The organism is Oceaniferula flava, from assembly GCF_016811075.1.
Classification (GTDB): Bacteria; Verrucomicrobiota; Verrucomicrobiia; order Verrucomicrobiales; family Akkermansiaceae; genus Oceaniferula; species Oceaniferula flava.
Map to the genome: position 1 here is coordinate 37364 of NZ_JAFBGL010000004.1, position 20056 is coordinate 57419.

A 20056-nucleotide genomic window follows, 5' to 3' on the forward strand; every position below is an offset into this window, starting at 1 on the left:
TCACCCCGATGACGCCCCCCACAGAGCCCCCAGCCAAGCGATTGAGCTTCGGGCTGCTGTTGCTGATTTCTTTTGTGCTCTTCAATGGTGCTTATGTGATCGACCAGATGTTCCGCTGGAGCGATCCACTGCAGGGGCTGACCAACGGGCTGATCCACATCTTTTTCAACGGCATCACCTGGCTACTGATCATTCTCCCCTGGAGCCTAGTGATCAGGGCACTGTATCGTCGCAGGAAATGGCGGCGTTTCCGCAGTCAGTGGGTGCTTGCCCCCTCGCTGTTAGTGATGGCGCTGACTTTCGCCAACCTAGTTTTCAGTCCTCCAACTCCGAAAAACCGTTTCCGGAGTTTCGCCCATACCGAGCTGCCGGAGAATGTGGGCCAGCTCCACTACCGCTTCACCGGCGGAGGCATCGCGGACTTTGGCGATACTTATTATTTCCAAACCACCCCCGCCGAGGTGGATCGACTCATCACCGAGATGGCGCTCGAGGAGGATATCTTTTTCACCGAAGGAAAAGAGGACTACAGCTCGGTGCCGACGCTGCCTGACTGCCCAAACCACCAACTCTGGCCGGATGCTAAGTTGTATCAGCGTTCAGAGAATGGATGGTTTTACTACCTGCTGCACAATGCGGAAAAAACCGAGGTCTACGTGTTCATCGCCTGCATCTGACTGGGGCACTCCCCGTTCTCGGACGGCGTTCATGCAAACTTCCACTGGCTGGCGGAAATTTCTGGGGAATATTGTGAAGGTCTGTGTGTCATACCGAGATACGTTATGAATATCAAACAAAGCATCGCCCTCCTCGTCACCTCCACCGTCACCATGTTTTCCACCGTCTCAGCCGATCAACCTGCCGCCGCTGAAATCTCACGCCCGAAGGTGATTTTCTTCGATGTCAATGAGACCCTGCTCGACCTGACGCAAATGCGCAAGTCGGTGGGCGAGGCGCTCGGCGGCAAGGAGGAGCTGCTGCCGCTGTGGTTCTCCACCATGCTGCACTACTCGCTGGTGGACACCGCCACCGAACGCTACCACGGCTTCGCAGACATCGGTGTGGCCGCACTGATGATGGTGGCGCAGAACAACAACATCGAAATCACCGAGGCCGAGGCGCGCAAGGCGATCGTCACCCCACTGCGCAGCATCCCGGCGCACGACGATGTAAAAAAAGGTCTGCAGTCGTTAAAGGACCAAGGATATCGACTCATCAGCTTTACCAACTCCTCGAACAAGGGCGTGCAGACCCAGTTTGAAAATGCCGGCCTGGTCGAGTTCTTCGAGAAGCGCCTGAGCGTGGAAGATATCAAAACTTACAAGCCGAACCTCGCCTCCTACCAGTGGGCGATGAAACAAGCCGGCGTGAAACCTGAAGAAGCGATGATGGTAGCTGCCCACGGCTGGGACATCGCCGGGGTGAAGGCCGCAGGCATGACCGGTGTCTTTGTCACCCGTCCCGGAAAAACCACCTACCCGCTCGCCATTCCCGCCGATAAGGAAGTGGCCACCATCACCGAGCTCGCCGAGTGGATGAAGACGCTGAAGTAAGCAATCAGCTCGTTTAGAATTTCCCTCAGCCGCACCGACTGCGAGTGAAAATGACTTCACTCCAGTCGCTGCGGCGTGCTAGATCATCGCCATGGAAAGAGCTGCCCGCACCCATGGCAGCCACAAGTCGCGATGATCCTCTATTCCCTCAGTTTAATCGGCGTTGCCGTCTTTGCCATCAGTGGCGCCATTGCCGCTGGCCGCAAGCAGCTGGATTGGGTCGGTGTGGTGGCCCTTGGCGTGGTGACCTCCCTCGGCGGCGGCACCATTCGCGATGTGCTGCTCAAGGAAAGGACCGTGTTCTGGATCGAGGAACCGGCCTACCTGGTAGTCGCCATCGTTTCCTCCCTGCTGTTCATTCTCTACACACGATTTAGCGCCCCACCGGGCAACAGCCTGCGCATTGCCGATGCCTTGGGGCTGGCATTGTTCAGCATTGCCGGCGCACAGATCAGTGAAGCGCAAGGCTGCGCGGCCATCGTTGTGATTCTCATGGGGATCACGACGGGAGTGGCCGGTGGCATCATCCGCGAAGCGCTATCGAACGAAACGCCCATGCTGTTTCGTTCCTCGGAGCCGCTTTACTCGGTCGCCGCCCTCGCCGGCATCCTCGGCTACTTGCTGATGCAGAAGCTCGGCATGGAGCGGGGCCTCGCCGCTATGCTCGGTGCCGCGGTGGTGGCCACGGTGCGCCTAGCCGCGATGTATTGGAACATCCGTCTGCCCGCCTTCAGCCTGGCGCATCACTCAAGCAGCAACCGCGGATGATCCGCATTTACCAACACGGCGATCATACCGCCATTGCCGAGATTTTCACCCGGGCAATCCACGAAATTGCCTGTGAGGATTATACCGAAGAGCAGTGCCTGGCGTGGTCGGGTCGGGCTCCCGATCCAGCCCACTGGAAAAATCGCTGCGAGCTCAAACGACCCTTCGTGGCAGTAGTGGGATCTAAGATCGCCGGGTTTCTCGAGCTGGACCCCGACGGCCACATCGACTGCGCCTACGTGCATCCCGATTTTCAACGCCGTGGCATCATGCGCGGACTGCTGCGGCATGCGGTCGATACCGCCTTTGCCATGGATCTCCCCCGGGTCTATGTCGAAGCCTCGATCTGTGCCCGCCCCTTGTTCGAGCAGGAAGGTTTTCAACTGGTGGCGGACCATGAGGTCGACCTGCAAGGCGTCCGACTGAAAAACTATCGCATGCAGCGACTCCACCCCGGGCGGTGAAACTGGCAACCGTGTGGTCGACATCCGCGGGCTGGTTCATTTTCCGACCCATCACGCCGATGCATTGCCGCAGGCAACATGACAGATTGATGCCCCCCCGGCAGTAGCAGCTGTCAGACTCATTCAAAAACCAATCACCGATCCATGTTCCGCCACCGACTCCTCGCCCTCCTCCTGCTCGCCTGCGTCACGCCCGCCATGGCGGACAAACCGTTGAAAATCTACATCATGGCCGGGCAGTCGAACATGGTCGGCACCGGCGGCATCAAGACATTTCCCCACATCGGCGACGATCCGAAAACGGCGCCGCTGCTGAAGAAAATGCTCGGCCCCGACGGCAAACCGAAGGTGCTCGATCGCGTGTGGATTTCCTCGCTCAATGGCAAGATGAACCAACCGGGCGCCGAGGGGTTTGGCAAACTCAGCGCCGGCTACGGATTCCGTCGCCAGGACCCGACCCAGCCTGACGAATTCATCGGGCCGGAGTATCTCTTCGGCATCACCATGGAAGAAGCCTACGACGGCCCTATTTTAATCATCAAAACCGCCTGGGGTGGACAGAACCTCAGCAACGACTACCGCTCGCCTGGCTCCGGTCCCTACACCATGAACGACGAACAAATCGAGGTGCTGAAAAAGAAAAACGCACTCGAGCGCGTGAAGAAACAAAAAGAGGAAGCCACCGGCCGCAACTACCGCTACATGATGGATCATGTGAACAAGGTGCTCGCCGACATCAAACGCGTCTACCCGGACTACGATGCCGACGCCGGCTACGAGCTCTCAGGCTTTGTCTGGTTCCAAGGCTGGAATGATTTCAGCGACATGCTGACCTATCCGGAAAGCAAGGGCGACAAGCAGTATGATGATTACAGCAAGCTCCTCGCACAGTTCATCCGCGACGTCCGCAAGGATCTGAAAACTCCCGAGCTGCCTTTTGTGGTCGGCGTCATGGGAACCTACGGCGACTACACCCCGAAGACCTTCACCGGCCCGAAGGGAGCGGAGAAACGCATGAAACTCTTCCGCAAAGCCATGGCGGCACCGGCGGACATGAAGGAGTTCAAGGGGACTGTCACCGCTGTTCAGACCGCTCCATTTTTCGAAAACAAACTCGGCGCCATCGACATCAAATTGCGCAAGGTCAAAGCGATGGGCAAAAAGCTCGCGCAAAAGCACCCGGACGCGGCCAATGCTGACGGCAAAATGACCTTGGATGACCGCAGAGCCTATCTCGACAAGTACCGCGCCCAAGTCTGCACACCCGAGGAGATCAAGCTCTGGGACCGCGCGACCTCCATCGGTGGTTTCATCCACTACTACGGCTCGGCCAAATTCCACGCACAAGCAGGCAATGCCTTTGCCAAGGCGATGCTTGAAATCGAAAAGAACTAGGCACCAATCAGCCCGCTGGATGGCCAGCGGGCGGCCGCGAAATCAATTTGACATCGGCTCAAACTGACTGAAAGAGGGAGTATGCCCACAGAGCCAGAAAAAGTCGCCATCGTCACCGGTGGCTCGCGCGGAATCGGAGCCGCCATCGCCCGTCGATTGGCCGCCGATGGCTGCGCCGTCATCGTCAACTACAGCCACAGCCAGGAACAAGCGGACGAAGTCGTCCAGGCCATCCGCGATGCCGGAGGCCGCGCTCAAGCCGCCAAGGCGGACGTCTCGAACGCAGAGGAAGTCGCCGAGCTGTTTGACATCGCGGAGCAGGCATTCGGCGGCGTCGATATCTTGGTGAACAATGCCGGCGTGCTCAGCATGGTCACCCTCGCAGAGGCGAAGGATGAAGATTTCGATCGGCTCGTGGCAGTTAATCTCAAAGGCAGCTTCAACACCATGCGTGAGGCCGCCAAGCGACTTCGCGACCAAGGCCGCATCATCAACCTGACTTCCAGTGTGATCGGTCTCGCCTTGCCCAAATATGCGATCTACGTCGCTACCAAAGCCGCCGTCGAAGCCATGGGCCAGGTGCTGGCGAACGAAATGCGCGGTCGCCAAATCTGCGTCAACGCCCTCGCCCCCGGCCCAACCGCCACCGACCTCTTTTTCAAAGGTAAGCCGGAGGCCCTGGTTGAAAAGCTCACTCACATGAGTCCACTGGAACGGCTCGGCACTCCGGAAGACATCGCCAACGCCGTATCCTTCCTGGCCAGCCCCGACGGCGCCTGGATCAACGGCCAAGTCATCCGCGCCAACGGTGGCATTGTTTAGCTTGGAAATCGTGAGGTTGTCATGCGCTCTGCCGTAGATCAATAGCTCAAGTCCTGCTTGTGCCTGTCAGTTTTCACCTCCTGAAACCGTTGACTTGATTGACGGGGGCCAATCAGGCATAGTGCTCTATCAGATAGAGCCACGCTCTCAGCGCAGACCAATGATCGACCGCAGCAAAAGAAATGAAGCGATTTCGGCTCTCGAGGCCTACCTCGGTGACGAGATCACAGCCTTTGAGTTTGACGACCGGATTCACGATATCGAAAGCGACGATCTAACCGTGATCGAAGTCGTTCACGCCCTCTGGTTTCACTACGATGACTGCACCGACCACAAAATGCACCTCTCGAAACAAGAGTGGGATTACTTCCAGCGTCTCCTCCTCATCTTGCGCTCGGATGCCGAACTTGAATTTTCCAGACAATCTCGCTGGTCGTGGGATCACGCTCTGGCGTGGTTGGCGGCCTTGGGTTTTGGCCTCATTGCCATAGGGCTCGGCTGGGGTTGGCACCTACTTATTTGGTCGGTGCCTTTCGGAATCATTTCCATCTGCATCAGTCTTTATCGGAAAAGCAGAGAGCCAGAGCCAACTTCCTTTGAAATAGCCTGCATGCCTTTTCAGTCAGTCTCTCAAATACGTGCACTTCGAGATCGCGTGCCGGAATTCAAGAAAAGACCTTATCGCAACGAAATCGGCAAAAGAAGAGTACGCCATCCCGCACAGGACTCATTCCATTGGGCATTCTGCCATGCCTACTGGATCTTATTAGGGCCAGCCGCGCTATTTTTCCAAGGCTTTCCATCGCAGCACGATGACCAGTGGAATCTGCAGATGCCATAAGACATAATCACCCCCCGATCATGAAAACCGCTCTCACCCTGCTACTGACTTTCGCAATCCCTCTTCTCGCCTGTGAAGAGGCTTACGAGGATCTGCCTGGGCGGAAGTTGGCCGAGGCGATGGAGGCGATGCTGAAATCGATGAGGTCCTCGGTCTATCAGCACAGGACCGAGATCGATGAGAGCACGGGAACAATCAACTGTGATTGCTCGAGCCTTGTTGGCTATCTGTTGGGGCGGGATTTTCCTGAACACCTGCTCGCGGTCAATGGCGATCTGGCACCGTGGCGGTCGCGTCCCTTGGCTGCGACTTTTTATCAAACGATCGAACGCGCCGCAAACCACGCCCATGGCCCGTGGCGACAGGTCCCTCGCCTGCTCGATGCACGCCCGGGCGACCTCATCATCTGGCGCAAACCGCTGGCAAAGCTGAAAAAGGGTTCGTCCACAGGCCACATCTGCGTGGTGGCCGGGAAACCTGAGGTCGATGCCGAAGGAAGGATCCGCGTGCGGGTGATCGACTCCACCAATCGGCCCCACACAAACGATACCCGCAAGGCTGACGAGTCGGGCCTGGGTGCAGGTGAGATCTGGTTTCAGGTGGATCAATACGGTCGGCCGATCGCTTACTGGCGCCGGCCCGACGGCAAAGCAGTCCGCTCAAACCCGATTCTCGTTGGCCGACTCCAACACGCCACCCAAGCCAGCGCCAAACTCAGCGAAGCGGATCAGGCACTCATCGGTCTGAGCGAAAAGGCTGCGGCGGAACAGGCGAACAAACGGGGTCTAACCTGGCGCGTCATTCACCGCGATGGCACAAGCATTTCCATCCCGCTCAAACGCGCTAACAAAAAACGCCTCAATGCCGTGATCGAGCAGGGCAAGGTGCTGCGCCTTTACCGCGGCTGAGTGTGACCCTAGATCATTTTTCAACACAACATGCACAGAATTTTCGGTGCATTTTTAATAGAGAAACATCGAAACCCATTCTGAAAAATGCTGGGCAGCCTGCTCTCTAACTGTCCTTCATGGCCTTCAGCCGTTTGTCGTGTTCATCGAGGATGAACATGGAGCGCTGGAAGTCGATGAGGTCGGTGAGCTTTTTGGCTTCCTCGCGGGAGCGATCGTCGATGTGGAGATTCATCCGGCCCATATCGACGCCTGGGATGTCTTTCACCAGCTCGGGGGTCTCAATCCGGAGAACGATGCGGCGGATTTTGAACCACTTCTTGACCAGCTCGACGTGTTCGATTTCGCCGTAGGGCAGATCGATGGTGGTCAGCTCCCCCTTGCCTCCTTTAAACACGCTGCCCTTCATCCGCCAGCTCAGTTTGACGTGGTCGGGCAGGAAGCGAAGTTTACCTAACACCTCCTCACGACCCAAGGGATCGGTGGCGGGGATGTGGAAGTTGATATTGACGGGATCGATGGAAATCATCGCACCGGCAGGATAGGAAAAAACGACAAACGGGCAAGCCGCACTTTTTGAAAGCGCGATTTGCCCGTTATGAAAGAGAGTAGGTAAGTTGGTGAATTAGTTCACAGCAACGGCATCGTTGCCGGTCTCGCCGGTTCTGATGCGGATTGCTTCCTCAACTGGTGAGATGAACACTTTTCCGTCACCGATCTTGCCGGTGTTAGCACTCTTGACGATGGCTCCAGCCACGGTCTGGGCGTCTTCGTCGTCGACGATGATTTCCAGTTTAACCTTGGGGAGAAAGTCAACGGTGTATTCGCTGCCGCGGTAGATCTCGGTATGGCCTTTTTGACGGCCAAAACCTTTAACTTCCGTGACGGTCATTCCCTGAACGCCTACTTCGGCGAGGGCTTCTTTAACTTCTTCAAGTTTGAAGGGTTTGATGATTGCTTCGATTTTTTTCATGGCTCGGTGAACTAGTTTATGTCCTACAAAGAACAAATCAAGCAAGCATCGTGCCAATTTTTTTGTTCCTTGTGAATTAATCGGTGAATTTATTTCCGAGCGAAGCGGCTGCCCCCCATTTGCTTGACCAAACCCATGATCTCCAGTTTTAACAAAGTCGCATTAATTTCCGGAAGTGGGAGGCCAGTGGCCGTTAGAATGTCATCCATCAATAGCGACTCATTTTCCAAGGCGGCGAAGATTTTCTGTTCGGCGCCAGTGAGCGAAGGCAGGGAAACGGTCGGCGTCTCCTGCGGGTGGGATGCCTCCCGCAGCGGCAAGGTGGAGATGTCATCGAGGATGTCATGGCCACCCGTGACCAAGGTGGCACCCTCGCGGATCAGGGCGTTGCAGCCGGCCGAGGTGGGTCGGTCGATCTGCCCCGGCACCGCGTAGATGGTTTTACCCATCTCCCCGGCGAGGTTCGCAGTGATGCGGGCGCCGGACCACTCCGGGCACTCGACCACCACCACCGCCTGAGACCAAGCGGCGACGATGCGGTTGCGCATGGGAAAGGTCTTCTTGCTCGGTGAGGTATTAAGAGGAAATTCAGAGACCACAGCGCCCCGTCCATCGGCAATGCGCTCTGCCAGTGCCATGTTTTCCGGCGGATAGATCTGACCCAGCCCCGATCCGATCACCGCAATCGTCCGACCATTTTTGGCCGCGATCGCCCCCTCGTGCGCATGGCTATCAATGCCACGCGCGAGACCGGAGACGATAGTCATGCCGCTTGAGGCCAGCTGAAAAGCGAACTGCCTGGCTGTCTGAGTGCCGTAGTGGGAGGTCTTGCGCGAACCGACGATCGCCAAGGCGTGGCGGTCGATTTCCAGAATCGATCCCCACACGTAGAGCACCAGTGGCGGATCATAGCTCAGCTTCAGGGCCTCCGGGTATTCCGCATCTTCCTGGGTGACGATGCTCAAGCCGCGTCGCTCGACCTCGGCAAGCTCCTGGCTGAGGTCGATCCGGTTTTCCCAATCGCGGATGATCTCGGCCGTCTCGCTGCCAATGCCGTCCACCCTCATCAGACTGTTCGTATCGGCCGTTAGGATCTTCTCGGCGGAACCGAACTGATCCAACATCCGCCGCACCCTGACGGGACCAATTTTCGGCAGCATGTTCAGAGCAATGATCGCCTCGCGAGTGTTCATATGGGCAGTATAAGTAATAAGTTTTAAAATCCAAATACCAAATTACGCATGTTAGGAAATGTGACGAGGTGTGGAATAGCCCCAAGCCCCTAACCTAAGACCGTCATCAAGCATCTGTGACTAAACACAACTCCGTAATAAAGCCTCCAGCTACTTTACCATTCTACAACATCAAGCAACATTAGCCATAATTCTCCTTGCCGCCTCGCAAACTAACAGACTAGTTTGTAATCAATAAAACGGGTATCAACTCAGCACTTAACAAATCCACATCGTTAAGCATCTGAAAGTTCCTAGTGCCCGAGTTCACTAATAACACTGTTCGCTTCAAAATGAAAATCTCTGTAGCTTGCATCGCTCTCACGGCATTTTTGCTCGGATGCGAGAAACGTGAGGAGACCGTGGTGTCTGCCGCAGCTTCTGAACCCCGAACTGATGGCAATTCACGAGACGGTTACATTAGAGTGATTCGCACATATGGAACCGATGACAACTTCGGCATCGAGTTGAATGGCGATGAGGCATTCCTTAGACAGGATGCTCATGAACCCAAGCGAAGAGAGATATCCTTCTCGGTTGGAGAGAAATTAGTTGAAGAGTTTTATTCGATCAAAGATTTGGAGAGATTCAGTGGTAGCAAGATTTCAAATCAACGCACAGATACTCACCTTTGGATCAATGTCTTCGATGAGAGACCGGATAAGTATTCGGAGGATTGGGTTGCTTATGCTATACCCAACGAACTTCTCGATAGTGACGTTCCGATAGCTAAGTGGGTTAAGTCGTTGGATTCTATGCGCTCAGATCGAAAAAGCGAACAAGACGCGGTATCCAATCCCTGACAAGCTTCTTGAGTTCTCAAAGCGCATTTGTAGTTTGTGGATGTTGCGTTTCTGTGACACTGCCCGGCGGTTCGGTCAGGGATGGATACGCTTGAACGTTAGCCTAAAAATGACCTACCTTTTCACAGTAGAAGACACTTTTCAAATCGATGATCGTGGACTCATTCTTGGTCGTGGCTTACCCCGTCAATCCACCATTGAAATAGCCAAATCTTCTCCCCTAATATTAAGAAGACCAGATTTATCAACAATCGAAGCTACAGTATTAGAGATTGCCATGATCAGATATCAACCAGATGTTAAGCCTGAAGACAAGACAACACCCATTATGATCAACAAAGGATTCACCAAGACTGATGTGCCTATAGGAACTGAGGTCTTCTTAGCGAACCAAACCACCGACTAACATTTCTTCCTTTCCTTACATTATTTTCCAGTCACAATAGCCTTCACAATGAAGCCAATAAAAATGGCTAACAAGTCGCAGTAGCCAACCCCACACGGCGCCGGTTTGTTAAAGTTTAACTCCAATTATAACCTCAATCTCTTCGTTCAAGTTCGCTCTCCCGTGAGGGTTGGCTATGCTAGGACGTTCGGGAAGAAAAACGCGCCACACCTCAGCTCATGTTATCAAACGAAATTAACGACGCGCAACGCCTTGTTCGGACTGACGCTTACCAAATGTCCATCGGAGAGTTGGTAAGCATGTACGAGGCTCAAGAGATAAAGATCGATCCAGAATTTCAACGACTATTCCGCTGGGAAATTAGTCAGAAATCAAAACTGATCGAATCCATACTCCTCGGAATTCCGCTTCCGCCAATCTTTGTATATGAGAAAGACGACGGGAACTGGGAGCTTGTTGATGGCCTGCAACGCCTTTCAACGATTTTGGAATTCATGGGGCACCTTCATGATTCCGACGGAAATCGGCAAGCTCCACTCATCCTAGATGCAACAAAATATCTTCCGTCACTTCACAACGTGGTTTGGGAGAAGACGGACCAAATTGCTGACGTTCCGGAAAACGACCAGAGACCTCTGGAGAAGACAGAACAGCTTGCCATTCGGCGGGCTCGCATCGGCGTAGAGATCTTGAAACGTCCGAGCGACAACCAGACCAAGTTTGATCTATTTCAGAGGCTGAACGCAGGGGGTACCTTAGCGAATGCTCAAGAGCTCCGAAATTGCATTATGCTCATGGTCAATCGGGGATATTTTCAGGCTCTGAAAGCCGTTGCAGAGTCCGCCCCCTTTTTGGAAGTGGCGAAAGTATCTTCTGGACAGCGAGAGAAGCAACGGCACATGGAGCTAGCTGTTCGATTCTTGGTTCACACTCTTGTCCCATATGACGGAACACTGGACGTTGAGGAATTCGTTGACGATGGAATCGTCAAGATCCTGCAAGAACAGGATCAACAAACTGCGCTCACGATTCTGAGAGATACATTCGAACTTCTGTCCAATGCAGCCGGGGAAAACGCGCTGCGGCGGTACGATGGCGAAAACTACGTTGGGAAAGTTGGTCTCGTTGCTCTTGAGGGAATCGCGGTTGGAATTGGGAGAAATATTGCCACCATTAGGAACCTGCCCGATCCTACCGCTTTCGTCCTCGAGAAGTCCCAAGCGTTTTGGCAGGACGCTGGAACGAATGAGTTCACCTCCCCCGGAATGCGAGGCACAACTAGGATTCTCCGAACCGTTCCGTTCGGTGAACAATGGTTTAAGTAATGAGCAAGCCGTATTCAGAGGCAGACCTTTCGCAGCTTCTTACAGATGACCGAACGTGGAGGATTCGTGAGATTTCTGATCTAAAAGGAGCAATTTGCCGGGCAGATGCTGTATCACAGCGGGTCCTACTTCGTGGACTAGTTGCTATTTGCTATGCTCATTGGGAAGGTTACGTCCGAAACGCATCCACAAAGTTTCTTGAACACATTGCATTGCGCAAGTTCAAGTACGACCAGTTGGAGAGACAGTTCACCCGCAATAGGTTCCTGCCAAGACTGGCGAACCTCGTTGCCACGAAGGGCGGCTTCGCTGAGCGGTGCGAATTGGTTGATGCTATTCTTGATTGCGGGGCGAAACGATTCTCTCGGGTCAACGCCGACCTCATCAACACAAAGTCCAATCTGAATTACGAAGTGTTTTCCGACATATGCAACGTCTGCGGAGTTTCGATGGACGGCTTCTCAGTGCACGAAACATTCATCGATATTCTCCTTCTCAAGCGCCGGAATTCCATCGCACATGGTGAAGACACATTTATTGCAATTGACGATCTTGACGAGGTTGCAGCTACGACCATCGAACTGATGCGTCAGTTTAGCCACGCGCTCGAAAACCAAGCCTGTGCACGGACCTTCCTTTCCACGCCCTAAGATCTTGACGCGATGCCACCGAAGAACTGGAACGAAGATCCCGAACAAGTCATGGATGATCAATCCCCGACCCGTCGTGGAGTTGACGCGTGAGGACAATTCGACCACCATCATTTCAATCTATCCGCGCCCTCGGTCGGGGATGACATCACTCAAACGTTCTCTCAAGAAATATGGACGACGCAATATCGGCAGCTCTCGACTCATTCATTGCACGTGCCGCCGACGCTGGAATCGCTGGCTCACTTTCGTCGGAACCAGATATTGTCGCATTCGAGCAGCGATTTCCCAGTCTGCTTCCTAGTTGGTATCGTGAGGTTCTGGCGACCAAGAGCATCGGAGACATTTGTTTCGAGACTGAGATTGAGGGGCTCTCATGGGGTGGCGAAGGCCACATCCGTGATGCCGCGACACTACTCTCGGAGATCGAGGGAGCGTTCCCTGACCTCCAGTTGGTAGACCATGGATACCTGGTCATCGGTGCTGCCGGAGATGGGGATTGTTGGGTCGTGCGATGCGATTCATCACCATCTGATCCGGTGCAGTTGCTTCAGATGTCGGCTTACGGGCCGGGCGATCCGAAGGAGTCACCAGATTGCCTCCTCTCCCATGGAGCATCGTTTACAGACTTCCTTGGCAAACTCGATCCGATACCACAATAGGGAGAGAACAAGACGTTCGATAAAAATATTATGAAACTCATCTCAGCAATCATTCTGTCACTATTTCTTCTCCCTTCTTGTGATAAACCCGAGCAAGCAACCGGAACTGAACCGGAGACTTTAGTTCGCGAATATGATGAGAGTGGCATGGAAGAGGCCATTTCTATTGCAAGGTCTCGAATCGATGAATTTTTAAAGGTTCTTCGAGATAACGATGCCGACTCCTTTTCAGTCAAGGCTCCAATTAAGGATGAGAACGGCACAGAGCATTTCTGGCTTACTGAAGTATCATACAAGGATGGAGTATTTCATGGCGTGATTGGCAATGACCCCGGTATCGTTAAAAATGTCAATTTTGGGCAATCTTGGAGCATTAAGAGAGACTCTATTTCCGATTGGATGTATGTAAGATCTGGGATGATTCATGGAGGGTTTACCATTGACCCTCTCCTCGATTCATACCCTAAGGAAGATGCCGATGCTCTCCGTGCGAAGCTGGTAAGATAAAAACCCGCACAAGCAATGGAGCCCCCCTTATGATTGCAGGCGGCTTCACACGCTGCGCTGGTCCTCTACATCATGCAAATTGAATCACCGCCAGCGGATCGTCAGGTAGTTACGCGCAAGCAGGAAGAGGAGTGGGCGGCGAAGCATAGCCGGATCACGCGCATTCTCGGCTGGTGCCTGATTGTGGGATTTGTGTTCACCCTGGTATCAGCCTTTTTCACCGATCACCTGCAAATCGATATCTTAATGTTGGCCGGCGGTTGTGCCATCCTGAACGGCTCGCAAGCCTGGCTGAGATTCTTCACCTTTATGTCGAGCACCTCGGTGATAGGCCAAATCAATGAAGTCCTCTCCCCACTCATCCGCAATGAACCTCTGGAAATTTCACGCCAATGGGTAGATTATCATGATCTGGAATTTTGGCAGTGGGCGGTATTACCGATTGGTCTCTATCTCGCGTTAGCCACTTTATGCATTACCACCCTGCGCTCCCGTCAGTTGGTCTTCTGGACCAAGATTTGCAAGCGCTGGGTGGCTGGCTTTGTGGTGGTGGTCGCCGTAATCTGGAGCATCGTCGTGATCTCCTCGCTCTCCACAGATCAGGAAAAAGCCATGATCCAGCAGGCGGCACCGTCACTGGAGGTTGTGGAAGACTACGCACGCGCTCATGGCGCAGTATCAGTGGGTGGAGCCTTACTAACCTTCTCAGAAAAAATGGAAGCGGATCCTTTGATCAGGCACGTCTCATTGTCCAGCAGCCCTAACGGTTCCATGACACTTTTCAAGCGCCATAAGCTGAATTACTACAGCTCCGAGGCGGATTACCAAAAATTTATCAAAAGCCCAACAGGCGAATGGATCCTGATCAAGGTGGACTTTGAGCAACCCTAGCTGCACAAAAAAATCCCTCCGTGCACGAGGCAGGGAGGGACTTGGAAAGTTGGGTTCTGCGAAAGCTTACTTGAGCTTTGGCTTGCCGGCACGGCGGACAGCTCCGAAACGCTTCTGGAACTTGTCGATGCGGCCTGCGGTATCCACAAACTGCTTCTGTCCGGTGAAGAACGGGTGGGTGTCTGCGGTGACACCCGCAGAGATGATGTAGTGATCGACGCCGTCGATTTGCTCAATCTTGTCAGACTTGGCAGTGGAACGGGTGATGTAACGCGTGCCAGTGGTCATGTCCTGGAATGCGACGGGATGATACTCGGGATGAAAGTCTTTTTTCATGGTTAGTTATGGTTGTTTCGCCACGTTTCCAGCGCAGCGGGACGGGGAAATTGCAGGATTTCACGCAGGTGTCAAGCGAGAACCGATCGATCGACAAGGACTTGGCTCACTTTTTTCCTTACTCGACATCGATTTCGCGCAGCGCCAGCGACACACTCCCCTCCTTGAACGGCTCGCTGAACTCGAGGCGGATGTAGCGGACTTGGGTCGACTTGCTGAGGTCCACGCGGCGCTCCGCCTGATAGCCTTGCCAGGTCGATTCGCCAATCGTCACAGGCCGCTCTTTCATAGTCAGTGCGCCCTTGACGATGCATTTTCCGGCCGCGCCCTTGTCACGTGTGAAGGTGACCTTAACGGCGTTGAGGGGCATTGCCGCACCGAGATCGATGACGATGTAATGCGGGTATCCCTGGGCATCCTGGCCGATATCGGTGAGCCAGCTGTGGCCCGGTGAGTGATCGATTGCGTAGCCGGCGCGGCGGACGGCCTCGGCGGGATCCTTGTGCCCCGAGGCGGCGAGCACTTTCCAGCCTGCTTTGGCGGGGCCGAAGTTGACGGTGGTGATCTCACCCATCTTGATGCCCTTGCTCATGGCCCTTGCCTTGATCGTGCCCCCCGCTGGAAAATCGATGGATTTCTCGTAGATCGGAGAGTTCTTGCTCGGTTGGCTGCCATCGGTGGTGTAGCGGATTTTCGGTCCGGGCAACCGGCATTCGAGATCGACCTGCCCCTGCTTGTTCCTGCGCACGATCACGGGAGACAGCGGCGTTTCCAGCTCGGAAACATCCAGCCAGTCGCGTTTCTGGCCACCGGTGATCCACAGGGATTTTTTCGGTGCGGCGAAAACGAGAGCATAGCTGGCATTGATCAAATCCTCGGTGCCCATGTAGGGAGCCCCCATGTGCGGCATGGTGAACCTCAGGCCAAAGTTGGGATCCCACGCGAGGGCAAACCACCAGCTGTAATGATTCATGACCTCAGTGAAGGCATCGGGTCGACACAGATTCAGCGCCAACAGCCCAAGCGATCCGCCCGGCTCGCCGTAGGCGTGAGAGTTCCGGAACCAGGGATGGTGGCCGTGCATGAAGGAAATCATGGCATCCTCCATGTCCTGGCGTTCTCCCCGCAGGTGGGCAGCCATGGAGAACAGGCCGGAGCGCGACCAAAATTCGCGTTTGTCTTTGTAAGAGGCATTGTAACCCAACGCCCCGTGGCCGCCCTTGGCCGGATCCGACCATGAATACTCCATATAAGGTAGCAGGGCATCCCAAAGGCCCGATTCAATCCCGCACTTCTCGGCCAGGGAATCCAAGACCAGAGCATGGGTCGCCGGGGCGACGAGGGCTTTGTTTCCGTAGGGCAGACCACCAGTGCCGTGGCCCAGGCAGAGCATGCCCCACTTACTGGTGTAAAGTCCGCTGCGCACCCAGCGGAGAATTCCCTCGATGCGTGGCAGCACCCGGGAATCGCCAGTAGCGAGGTAGTATTCAGCGTAAAGAATGCCGGCATAGGAGGCGTGCCAGTAGCCAAGGTTGCCAAAATTTTCAGGCTCCGGGTATTTGTGAAGCATCCAATCGACCGCTTTCTTCACCCGCTCTGCATGCGCCGGATCCTCGGTGGCCAACAAGGCGAGGGCGGAGAAGGTTGTCTGGATCACGCCCTTCCAGTATCCGTCTTGGTTCTGGCTGTTCACCAGATACTCGATCATCTGCTGATGCATCTTGTCCTTGTTCTGGCTGCTGAGGAGAGGTTGGAAATCCATCGTCTGACTGAGCTGGCAGCGGATACGGGTCGGTTTCCCATTGCGCAGTAGATGCAGAGAAACGACGCCTTTTCCCTCGGGGGGCTTAGCGGACCAAGCTGCCAGCACGGCACGCCCGATCACTGCCTCATGGCTGCGCCGATACCAGTTCCAGCCAGGATCCACATCGTTCACAGGAAGCACACGTCCGGCAACGCCGATGATTTTATCACCATCTTTCAACCCCGCCTTCTCTGCCGGGCTCTTCTCGCGCACCTTGAGCACGGTGAGGATGTTTTGCTGATGCTCGGTGATGGCATCAAATCCCAGAGAGCCGACACCGAGTAAATCCGGCCCCTTTCCTCCGTTGGGTTTGCCAAACAAGCGGGAGGTCGGCTGACTGTGCAAGCGACTGAAGGAAACGCCAGAAACCAGAAGCGGCACGGAGCCCTCGACGCTGAGCTTCAGGGTGAGTTTTTGATCGACCAGCTCTGCCATTTGCTGCGCGTTCAACTCGCTCCACACCCGCACGGTTTGCAGCTTTCCCTCCACTACTTCGGCCTTCGCCCGGTTGCTGAGTGCGTGTAACTTCTTACCACTTGCGGCATCGTGCAGGCTGAGTTCGCAACGGCTGCTGCCTTTTCCAATCGTCCCCAGCAAATCCAAGCTCAGCACACCGGTCCAGTCCCTCTTCACCTTAGTTTCCTTCTCGGTGAGCGCACCGACACTGAACTCGCAGCTGAGCGTGCTACCGGGAGCTAGAATAACGTGAGAAAGCTCAACGCCGAGTGGGCTCTGACCCACCCACTTGCGACAGGATTCCTTGGGCCCGGAGAGTAGTTTCCATTCGCGCGGGACCCCGGCGGCTCCAGCAGCTACCTTTTTATCAAGGCTCAGACTGGGGTTCGGGATACTCAATTCCATGCCCGACACAGCTGAAACTGATAGAGCGGAGATGACATAAAGGCGGCAGAGGGTGACGAGTCTCATCATAACGATACTGCTTTTTACGCGAGGAAAGTAAACCCGTATTACAGAGCTACCTTTTTCAACCCCCGGAACCAAAAAAAAGCCCCCCGACGGATGACGGAGAGCTTGAAGGTCTTTGAGAGAGCTACTGACTAACAGCAACTATCACCGCCACAGCATTGTGAGGCATCGGAGGTGATGCGGTAGTTGGCGCCCTTGGTTTCCTGCGGATCGCGCTCGCGCAGCCCGGCTGAGTGATCGAAATCTTCGGCCTGCTCTTGTGGCACGGCCACCCGGGGATCGATGCTCTCGAACATGCTGGCGTAGGGTTCACGCTGATACATGGCGTAGTGCTTGGAGCACACGGCGTAGCGTTTGCCGCGCTCCATGGCGTGGCCTTGATCATCGAGCACCTTCTTGAAAGGCCCCTTGTAAATCACGGCTTGGTGACGCTCTTGGCCCACCGAGGGGTCAGGTTTCCACGCACGCACGGTGACCGAACGGAACTCAATCCCTTCGACCGTCTGCCATGGTTCCGACTCAAATTTCACATATTCGACTCCGTGGAATCCGGCGTCTTCAAAAGCACGGAGAAATGCCTGCTCGGTCATCGCTCCCGAAATGCAACCGCTCCAGAGGCGATCGTCTTGTTGCAAATGCTCCGGCACGTCTTCATCGGCGACGATGTCGGAAATCACCGCACGACCGCCGGCTTTTAACACCCGGAAAATTTCTTCAAACATCTGCGTTTTGAGCTGGGGCTCGACCAGATTCAGCACGCAGTTAGAGACGACGACATCGACGCTGTTATCGGCGATCATCGTTTGCTCCCGACGAAGTTTCTCTGCGATACCCTCCATGGCGAGCCAGCTGTTAGCATCCTGCACCGGTGCCGACTTGAGTTCATTTTCCAACAAATTCAGATCAAGCGCCAGGTCCTGGATACGCCCCTTACGGAACTCGACATTGGAATGGCCGATGTTCTCCGCGACGATGGGTTTATTACGCTCCGCCACTTCCAACATCGCATCGGTCATGTCCACACCAATCACCTGGCCCTCGGGACCGACGACTTGGCTAGCGATGAAACAGATCTTACCGGTGCCGCTGCCCAGATCGAGCACGGTATCGCCTGGCTCCACCCAGTTCGATGGATCGCCGCAGCCGTAGTCTTTTTCGATGACTTCGGCGGGGATTTTTTCGAGGTATTGCGGATCGTAGTCAACCGGGCAGCATAGGGCAGCTTCCTGTTGTTCTGCGGCGGCTGCGTAACGGTCTTTGACGGCGAATTCTGTTTTCATGAGGGATGAGGTAATTGCTTAGAAATAGCTCACCAACTCGGACTGACTGGCGGCCTTTTGCTTGGCCATGAGGATAAAGGTATGCTTCGAATCCTTCCAGCGAATATAGTTCCAAAGGCTGACTGGGCAGGTGTAGCAGTCTTTTTTGGCAACATTATCCATGGTCGGTAAATCGAGATCGCTGACGTCCTCGTTTCGCACGATGACTAGGTGAGCGGTCTTCTGCTCGCCGGCCACAAAGCACACCAGTGAGGCGACCTTGCCATTACCTAGCTGCATCTTGGTGCAGCCGCGAGACTTCATCTCACGCAGACCGGCAGGGAGCTCCGACAAGCTCGCCGGAGCGGGCAGATCGTGATCGGCCAACCAGGATGTCAGATGGGTGCTATCGCTGTCTGCCACATCGAAGGAAACTCCCTCGCTGAGCAGCTCGACGGCAGCTTGCTGGATCTGATTGGTCGCCAGAGCTTTCTTTTCCGCTCCGATATCCACTTGGAAAGCGAGGAAGGCACCCAGCACCAGGGCGGCTGCCACGGCGGCCACGCTCATCCATTTTCTGGCGTTAAAGGGCATGGGCACGATCTTGTCTTCGCTATCGTCCTGACGCGCGTTTTGCTCCACTTCCATGGCCGCGAGAATCTGATCGCGCAAGCCGGCTGGCGGCGTGACATCGGCTAATGCCTGCTGCAGGAGATGATCCATTTCCTCGTATTCCGCTGGGTCGTCGAGCGACTCACCGCGCATCACGGAGAGCAGGCTGAGACGCAGCGTTTCAGGGATTTCGATGTCCGCGAGGGCGGCGGCAAACTCGGAATCGGCAGCCCGCTCGTCGGCGAGCCACTCACCTAGCTCACGGTCTTCCACCGCGAGTTGCAAGGCCTCCTTGAAATCAGTATCACCAGCGTCGGCACCGTCTGGGCGGAAGCTGTGGAGGAGAAATTTGGCTTGTTTCTTATCCATGGTTTTCAAGATATTCGGGGTTCATTTGAATCACCTTTTTAGGGGCGCTGGCGGGTTCTTGGCTCATGTGCGAGCGAAGCTGTTTTTTGCCTCGGGAAATACGCGACATGATAGTGCCGATCGGCACTTCTAAAATCTTGGCAATTTCTTTGTAACTGTGTTGCTGCAGGTAAAAGAGCGTGAGTGGCACGCGGAACACCTCGTCGAGTTTGTTCAACATCGACACCGCACGTTTGCCATCGAGCTTGCGATCGCTCTGGTCGTCGTGCGAGGGCATCTGGTATTCGATCTCATCAATCTCGCTATCGGAAAAGCGCGATTGTTTCCGTGCCTGAGCCAGATGCTCGCGGAACAGGGTGGTAAACAGCCAAGTCTTGGCCTTGCTGCGATCCTTCAACTGATGCCCTTTCTGGGCCCAGATGCAGAAGGTTTGCTGCACCAGATCAGACGCTCCATCGGGGTTCTTTGCCAACGAATAGGCAAAGCGATAGAGCGGCTGGTAGTGCGCATCTACTAGTTCTTCAAACTCAGTCATTTCGCTATGTAGGA

At 54.9% G+C, this 20056-nt stretch carries 23 protein-coding genes; 15 read left to right on the forward strand and 8 right to left on the reverse strand.

Features of this window, described 5'->3' with window-relative positions:
- The first annotated feature begins 8 nt into the window (after positions 1 to 8).
- The 8 genes from JO972_RS07230 (at position 9) to JO972_RS07265 (ending at position 6751) form a co-directional block, all read left to right on the forward strand.
- A complete protein-coding gene (locus JO972_RS07230) occupies positions 9 to 677 on the forward strand; it encodes a hypothetical protein (protein ID WP_309489354.1) in 669 nt (222 codons plus the stop codon).
- A 105-nt stretch (positions 678 to 782) separates the two neighbouring features.
- Positions 783 to 1553 (forward strand): haloacid dehalogenase type II, encoded by a 771-nt coding sequence (locus JO972_RS07235; protein WP_309489355.1) that lies wholly within the window; start codon positions 783 to 785, stop codon positions 1551 to 1553.
- A gap of 132 nt (positions 1554 to 1685) precedes the next feature.
- The gene (locus JO972_RS07240) at positions 1686 to 2321 is read left to right on the forward strand and encodes a trimeric intracellular cation channel family protein (protein WP_309489356.1); all 636 of its coding nucleotides are present in this window, start codon (positions 1686 to 1688) and stop codon (positions 2319 to 2321) included.
- A complete protein-coding gene (locus JO972_RS07245; protein ID WP_309489357.1) occupies positions 2318 to 2785 on the forward strand; it encodes a GNAT family N-acetyltransferase in 468 nt (155 codons plus the stop codon). The genes JO972_RS07240 and JO972_RS07245 overlap by 4 nt, the downstream gene beginning before the upstream one ends.
- Positions 2786 to 2929: 144 nt before the next feature.
- The gene (locus JO972_RS07250; RefSeq protein ID WP_309489358.1) at positions 2930 to 4180 is read left to right on the forward strand and encodes a sialate O-acetylesterase; all 1251 of its coding nucleotides are present in this window, start codon (positions 2930 to 2932) and stop codon (positions 4178 to 4180) included.
- Between the two features lie 81 nt (positions 4181 to 4261).
- The gene (locus JO972_RS07255; protein WP_309489359.1) at positions 4262 to 5002 is read left to right on the forward strand and encodes an SDR family oxidoreductase; all 741 of its coding nucleotides are present in this window, start codon (positions 4262 to 4264) and stop codon (positions 5000 to 5002) included.
- Between the two features lie 160 nt (positions 5003 to 5162).
- Complete coding sequence (locus JO972_RS07260; RefSeq protein ID WP_309489360.1) at positions 5163 to 5843, forward strand: hypothetical protein; 681 nt, start codon at positions 5163 to 5165, stop codon at positions 5841 to 5843.
- Between the two features lie 20 nt (positions 5844 to 5863).
- Complete coding sequence (locus JO972_RS07265; RefSeq protein ID WP_309489361.1) at positions 5864 to 6751, forward strand: hypothetical protein; 888 nt, start codon at positions 5864 to 5866, stop codon at positions 6749 to 6751.
- A gap of 106 nt (positions 6752 to 6857) precedes the next feature.
- On the opposite strand, the gene JO972_RS07270 is transcribed toward JO972_RS07265, so the two are convergent.
- From JO972_RS07270 to dprA, 3 genes are all read right to left on the reverse strand, one after another.
- The gene (locus JO972_RS07270; RefSeq protein WP_309489362.1) at positions 6858 to 7280 is read right to left on the reverse strand and encodes a hypothetical protein; all 423 of its coding nucleotides are present in this window, start codon (positions 7278 to 7280) and stop codon (positions 6858 to 6860) included.
- A 96-nt stretch (positions 7281 to 7376) separates the two neighbouring features.
- Positions 7377 to 7724: a P-II family nitrogen regulator gene (locus tag JO972_RS07275; RefSeq protein WP_309489363.1), complete on the reverse strand. Its 348-nt coding sequence runs from the start codon at positions 7722 to 7724 to the stop codon at positions 7377 to 7379.
- An 89-nt stretch (positions 7725 to 7813) separates the two neighbouring features.
- The gene (dprA, locus tag JO972_RS07280; RefSeq protein WP_309489364.1) at positions 7814 to 8917 is read right to left on the reverse strand and encodes a DNA-processing protein DprA; all 1104 of its coding nucleotides are present in this window, start codon (positions 8915 to 8917) and stop codon (positions 7814 to 7816) included.
- Positions 8918 to 9249: 332 nt separating this feature from the next.
- Here dprA and JO972_RS07285 point away from each other — a divergent pair, with 332 nt between their 5' ends.
- The 7 genes from JO972_RS07285 to JO972_RS07315 all read left to right on the forward strand — a co-directional run bounded on the left by JO972_RS07285 (position 9250) and on the right by JO972_RS07315 (position 14200).
- Positions 9250 to 9759, forward strand: coding sequence for a hypothetical protein (locus JO972_RS07285; protein WP_309489365.1), 510 nt, complete (start codon positions 9250 to 9252; stop codon positions 9757 to 9759).
- A 109-nt stretch (positions 9760 to 9868) separates the two neighbouring features.
- Positions 9869 to 10165 (forward strand): hypothetical protein, encoded by a 297-nt coding sequence (locus JO972_RS07290; protein ID WP_309489366.1) that lies wholly within the window; start codon positions 9869 to 9871, stop codon positions 10163 to 10165.
- 218 nt (positions 10166 to 10383) lie between these two features.
- Positions 10384 to 11490: a GmrSD restriction endonuclease domain-containing protein gene (locus JO972_RS07295; RefSeq protein WP_309489367.1), complete on the forward strand. Its 1107-nt coding sequence runs from the start codon at positions 10384 to 10386 to the stop codon at positions 11488 to 11490.
- Positions 11490 to 12140 carry an MAE_28990/MAE_18760 family HEPN-like nuclease gene (locus tag JO972_RS07300; protein ID WP_309489368.1) on the forward strand — a complete coding sequence of 217 codons (651 nt, stop codon included), beginning with the start codon at positions 11490 to 11492 and terminating at the stop codon, positions 12138 to 12140. The genes JO972_RS07295 and JO972_RS07300 overlap by 1 nt, the downstream gene beginning before the upstream one ends.
- A 173-nt stretch (positions 12141 to 12313) precedes the next feature.
- On the forward strand, positions 12314 to 12802 hold the full coding sequence (locus tag JO972_RS07305) for an SMI1/KNR4 family protein (protein WP_309489369.1): 489 nt from the start codon (positions 12314 to 12316) through the stop codon (positions 12800 to 12802).
- Between the two features lie 30 nt (positions 12803 to 12832).
- On the forward strand, positions 12833 to 13309 hold the full coding sequence (locus tag JO972_RS07310) for a YegJ family protein (RefSeq protein WP_309489370.1): 477 nt from the start codon (positions 12833 to 12835) through the stop codon (positions 13307 to 13309).
- A gap of 72 nt (positions 13310 to 13381) precedes the next feature.
- Positions 13382 to 14200 carry a hypothetical protein gene (locus JO972_RS07315; RefSeq protein ID WP_309489371.1) on the forward strand — a complete coding sequence of 273 codons (819 nt, stop codon included), beginning with the start codon at positions 13382 to 13384 and terminating at the stop codon, positions 14198 to 14200.
- A gap of 66 nt (positions 14201 to 14266) precedes the next feature.
- On the opposite strand, the gene JO972_RS07320 is transcribed toward JO972_RS07315, so the two are convergent.
- From JO972_RS07320 to JO972_RS07340, 5 genes are all read right to left on the reverse strand, one after another.
- Positions 14267 to 14536, reverse strand: coding sequence for a type B 50S ribosomal protein L31 (locus tag JO972_RS07320; RefSeq protein ID WP_309489372.1), 270 nt, complete (start codon positions 14534 to 14536; stop codon positions 14267 to 14269).
- Positions 14537 to 14654: 118 nt separating this feature from the next.
- Complete coding sequence (locus tag JO972_RS07325; RefSeq protein WP_309489373.1) at positions 14655 to 17270, reverse strand: DUF6288 domain-containing protein; 2616 nt, start codon at positions 17268 to 17270, stop codon at positions 14655 to 14657.
- 128 nt (positions 17271 to 17398) lie between these two features.
- A complete protein-coding gene (locus tag JO972_RS07330) occupies positions 17399 to 18547 on the reverse strand; it encodes a methyltransferase domain-containing protein (RefSeq protein WP_309489374.1) in 1149 nt (382 codons plus the stop codon).
- Positions 18548 to 18565: 18 nt separating this feature from the next.
- Complete coding sequence (locus JO972_RS07335) at positions 18566 to 19507, reverse strand: hypothetical protein (RefSeq protein ID WP_309489375.1); 942 nt, start codon at positions 19505 to 19507, stop codon at positions 18566 to 18568.
- Positions 19500 to 20042, reverse strand: a complete 543-nt coding sequence (locus JO972_RS07340) for a sigma-70 family RNA polymerase sigma factor (protein ID WP_309489376.1) — start codon at positions 20040 to 20042, stop codon at positions 19500 to 19502. The genes JO972_RS07335 and JO972_RS07340 overlap by 8 nt, the downstream gene beginning before the upstream one ends.
- Positions 20043 to 20056: the final 14 nt, after the last annotated feature.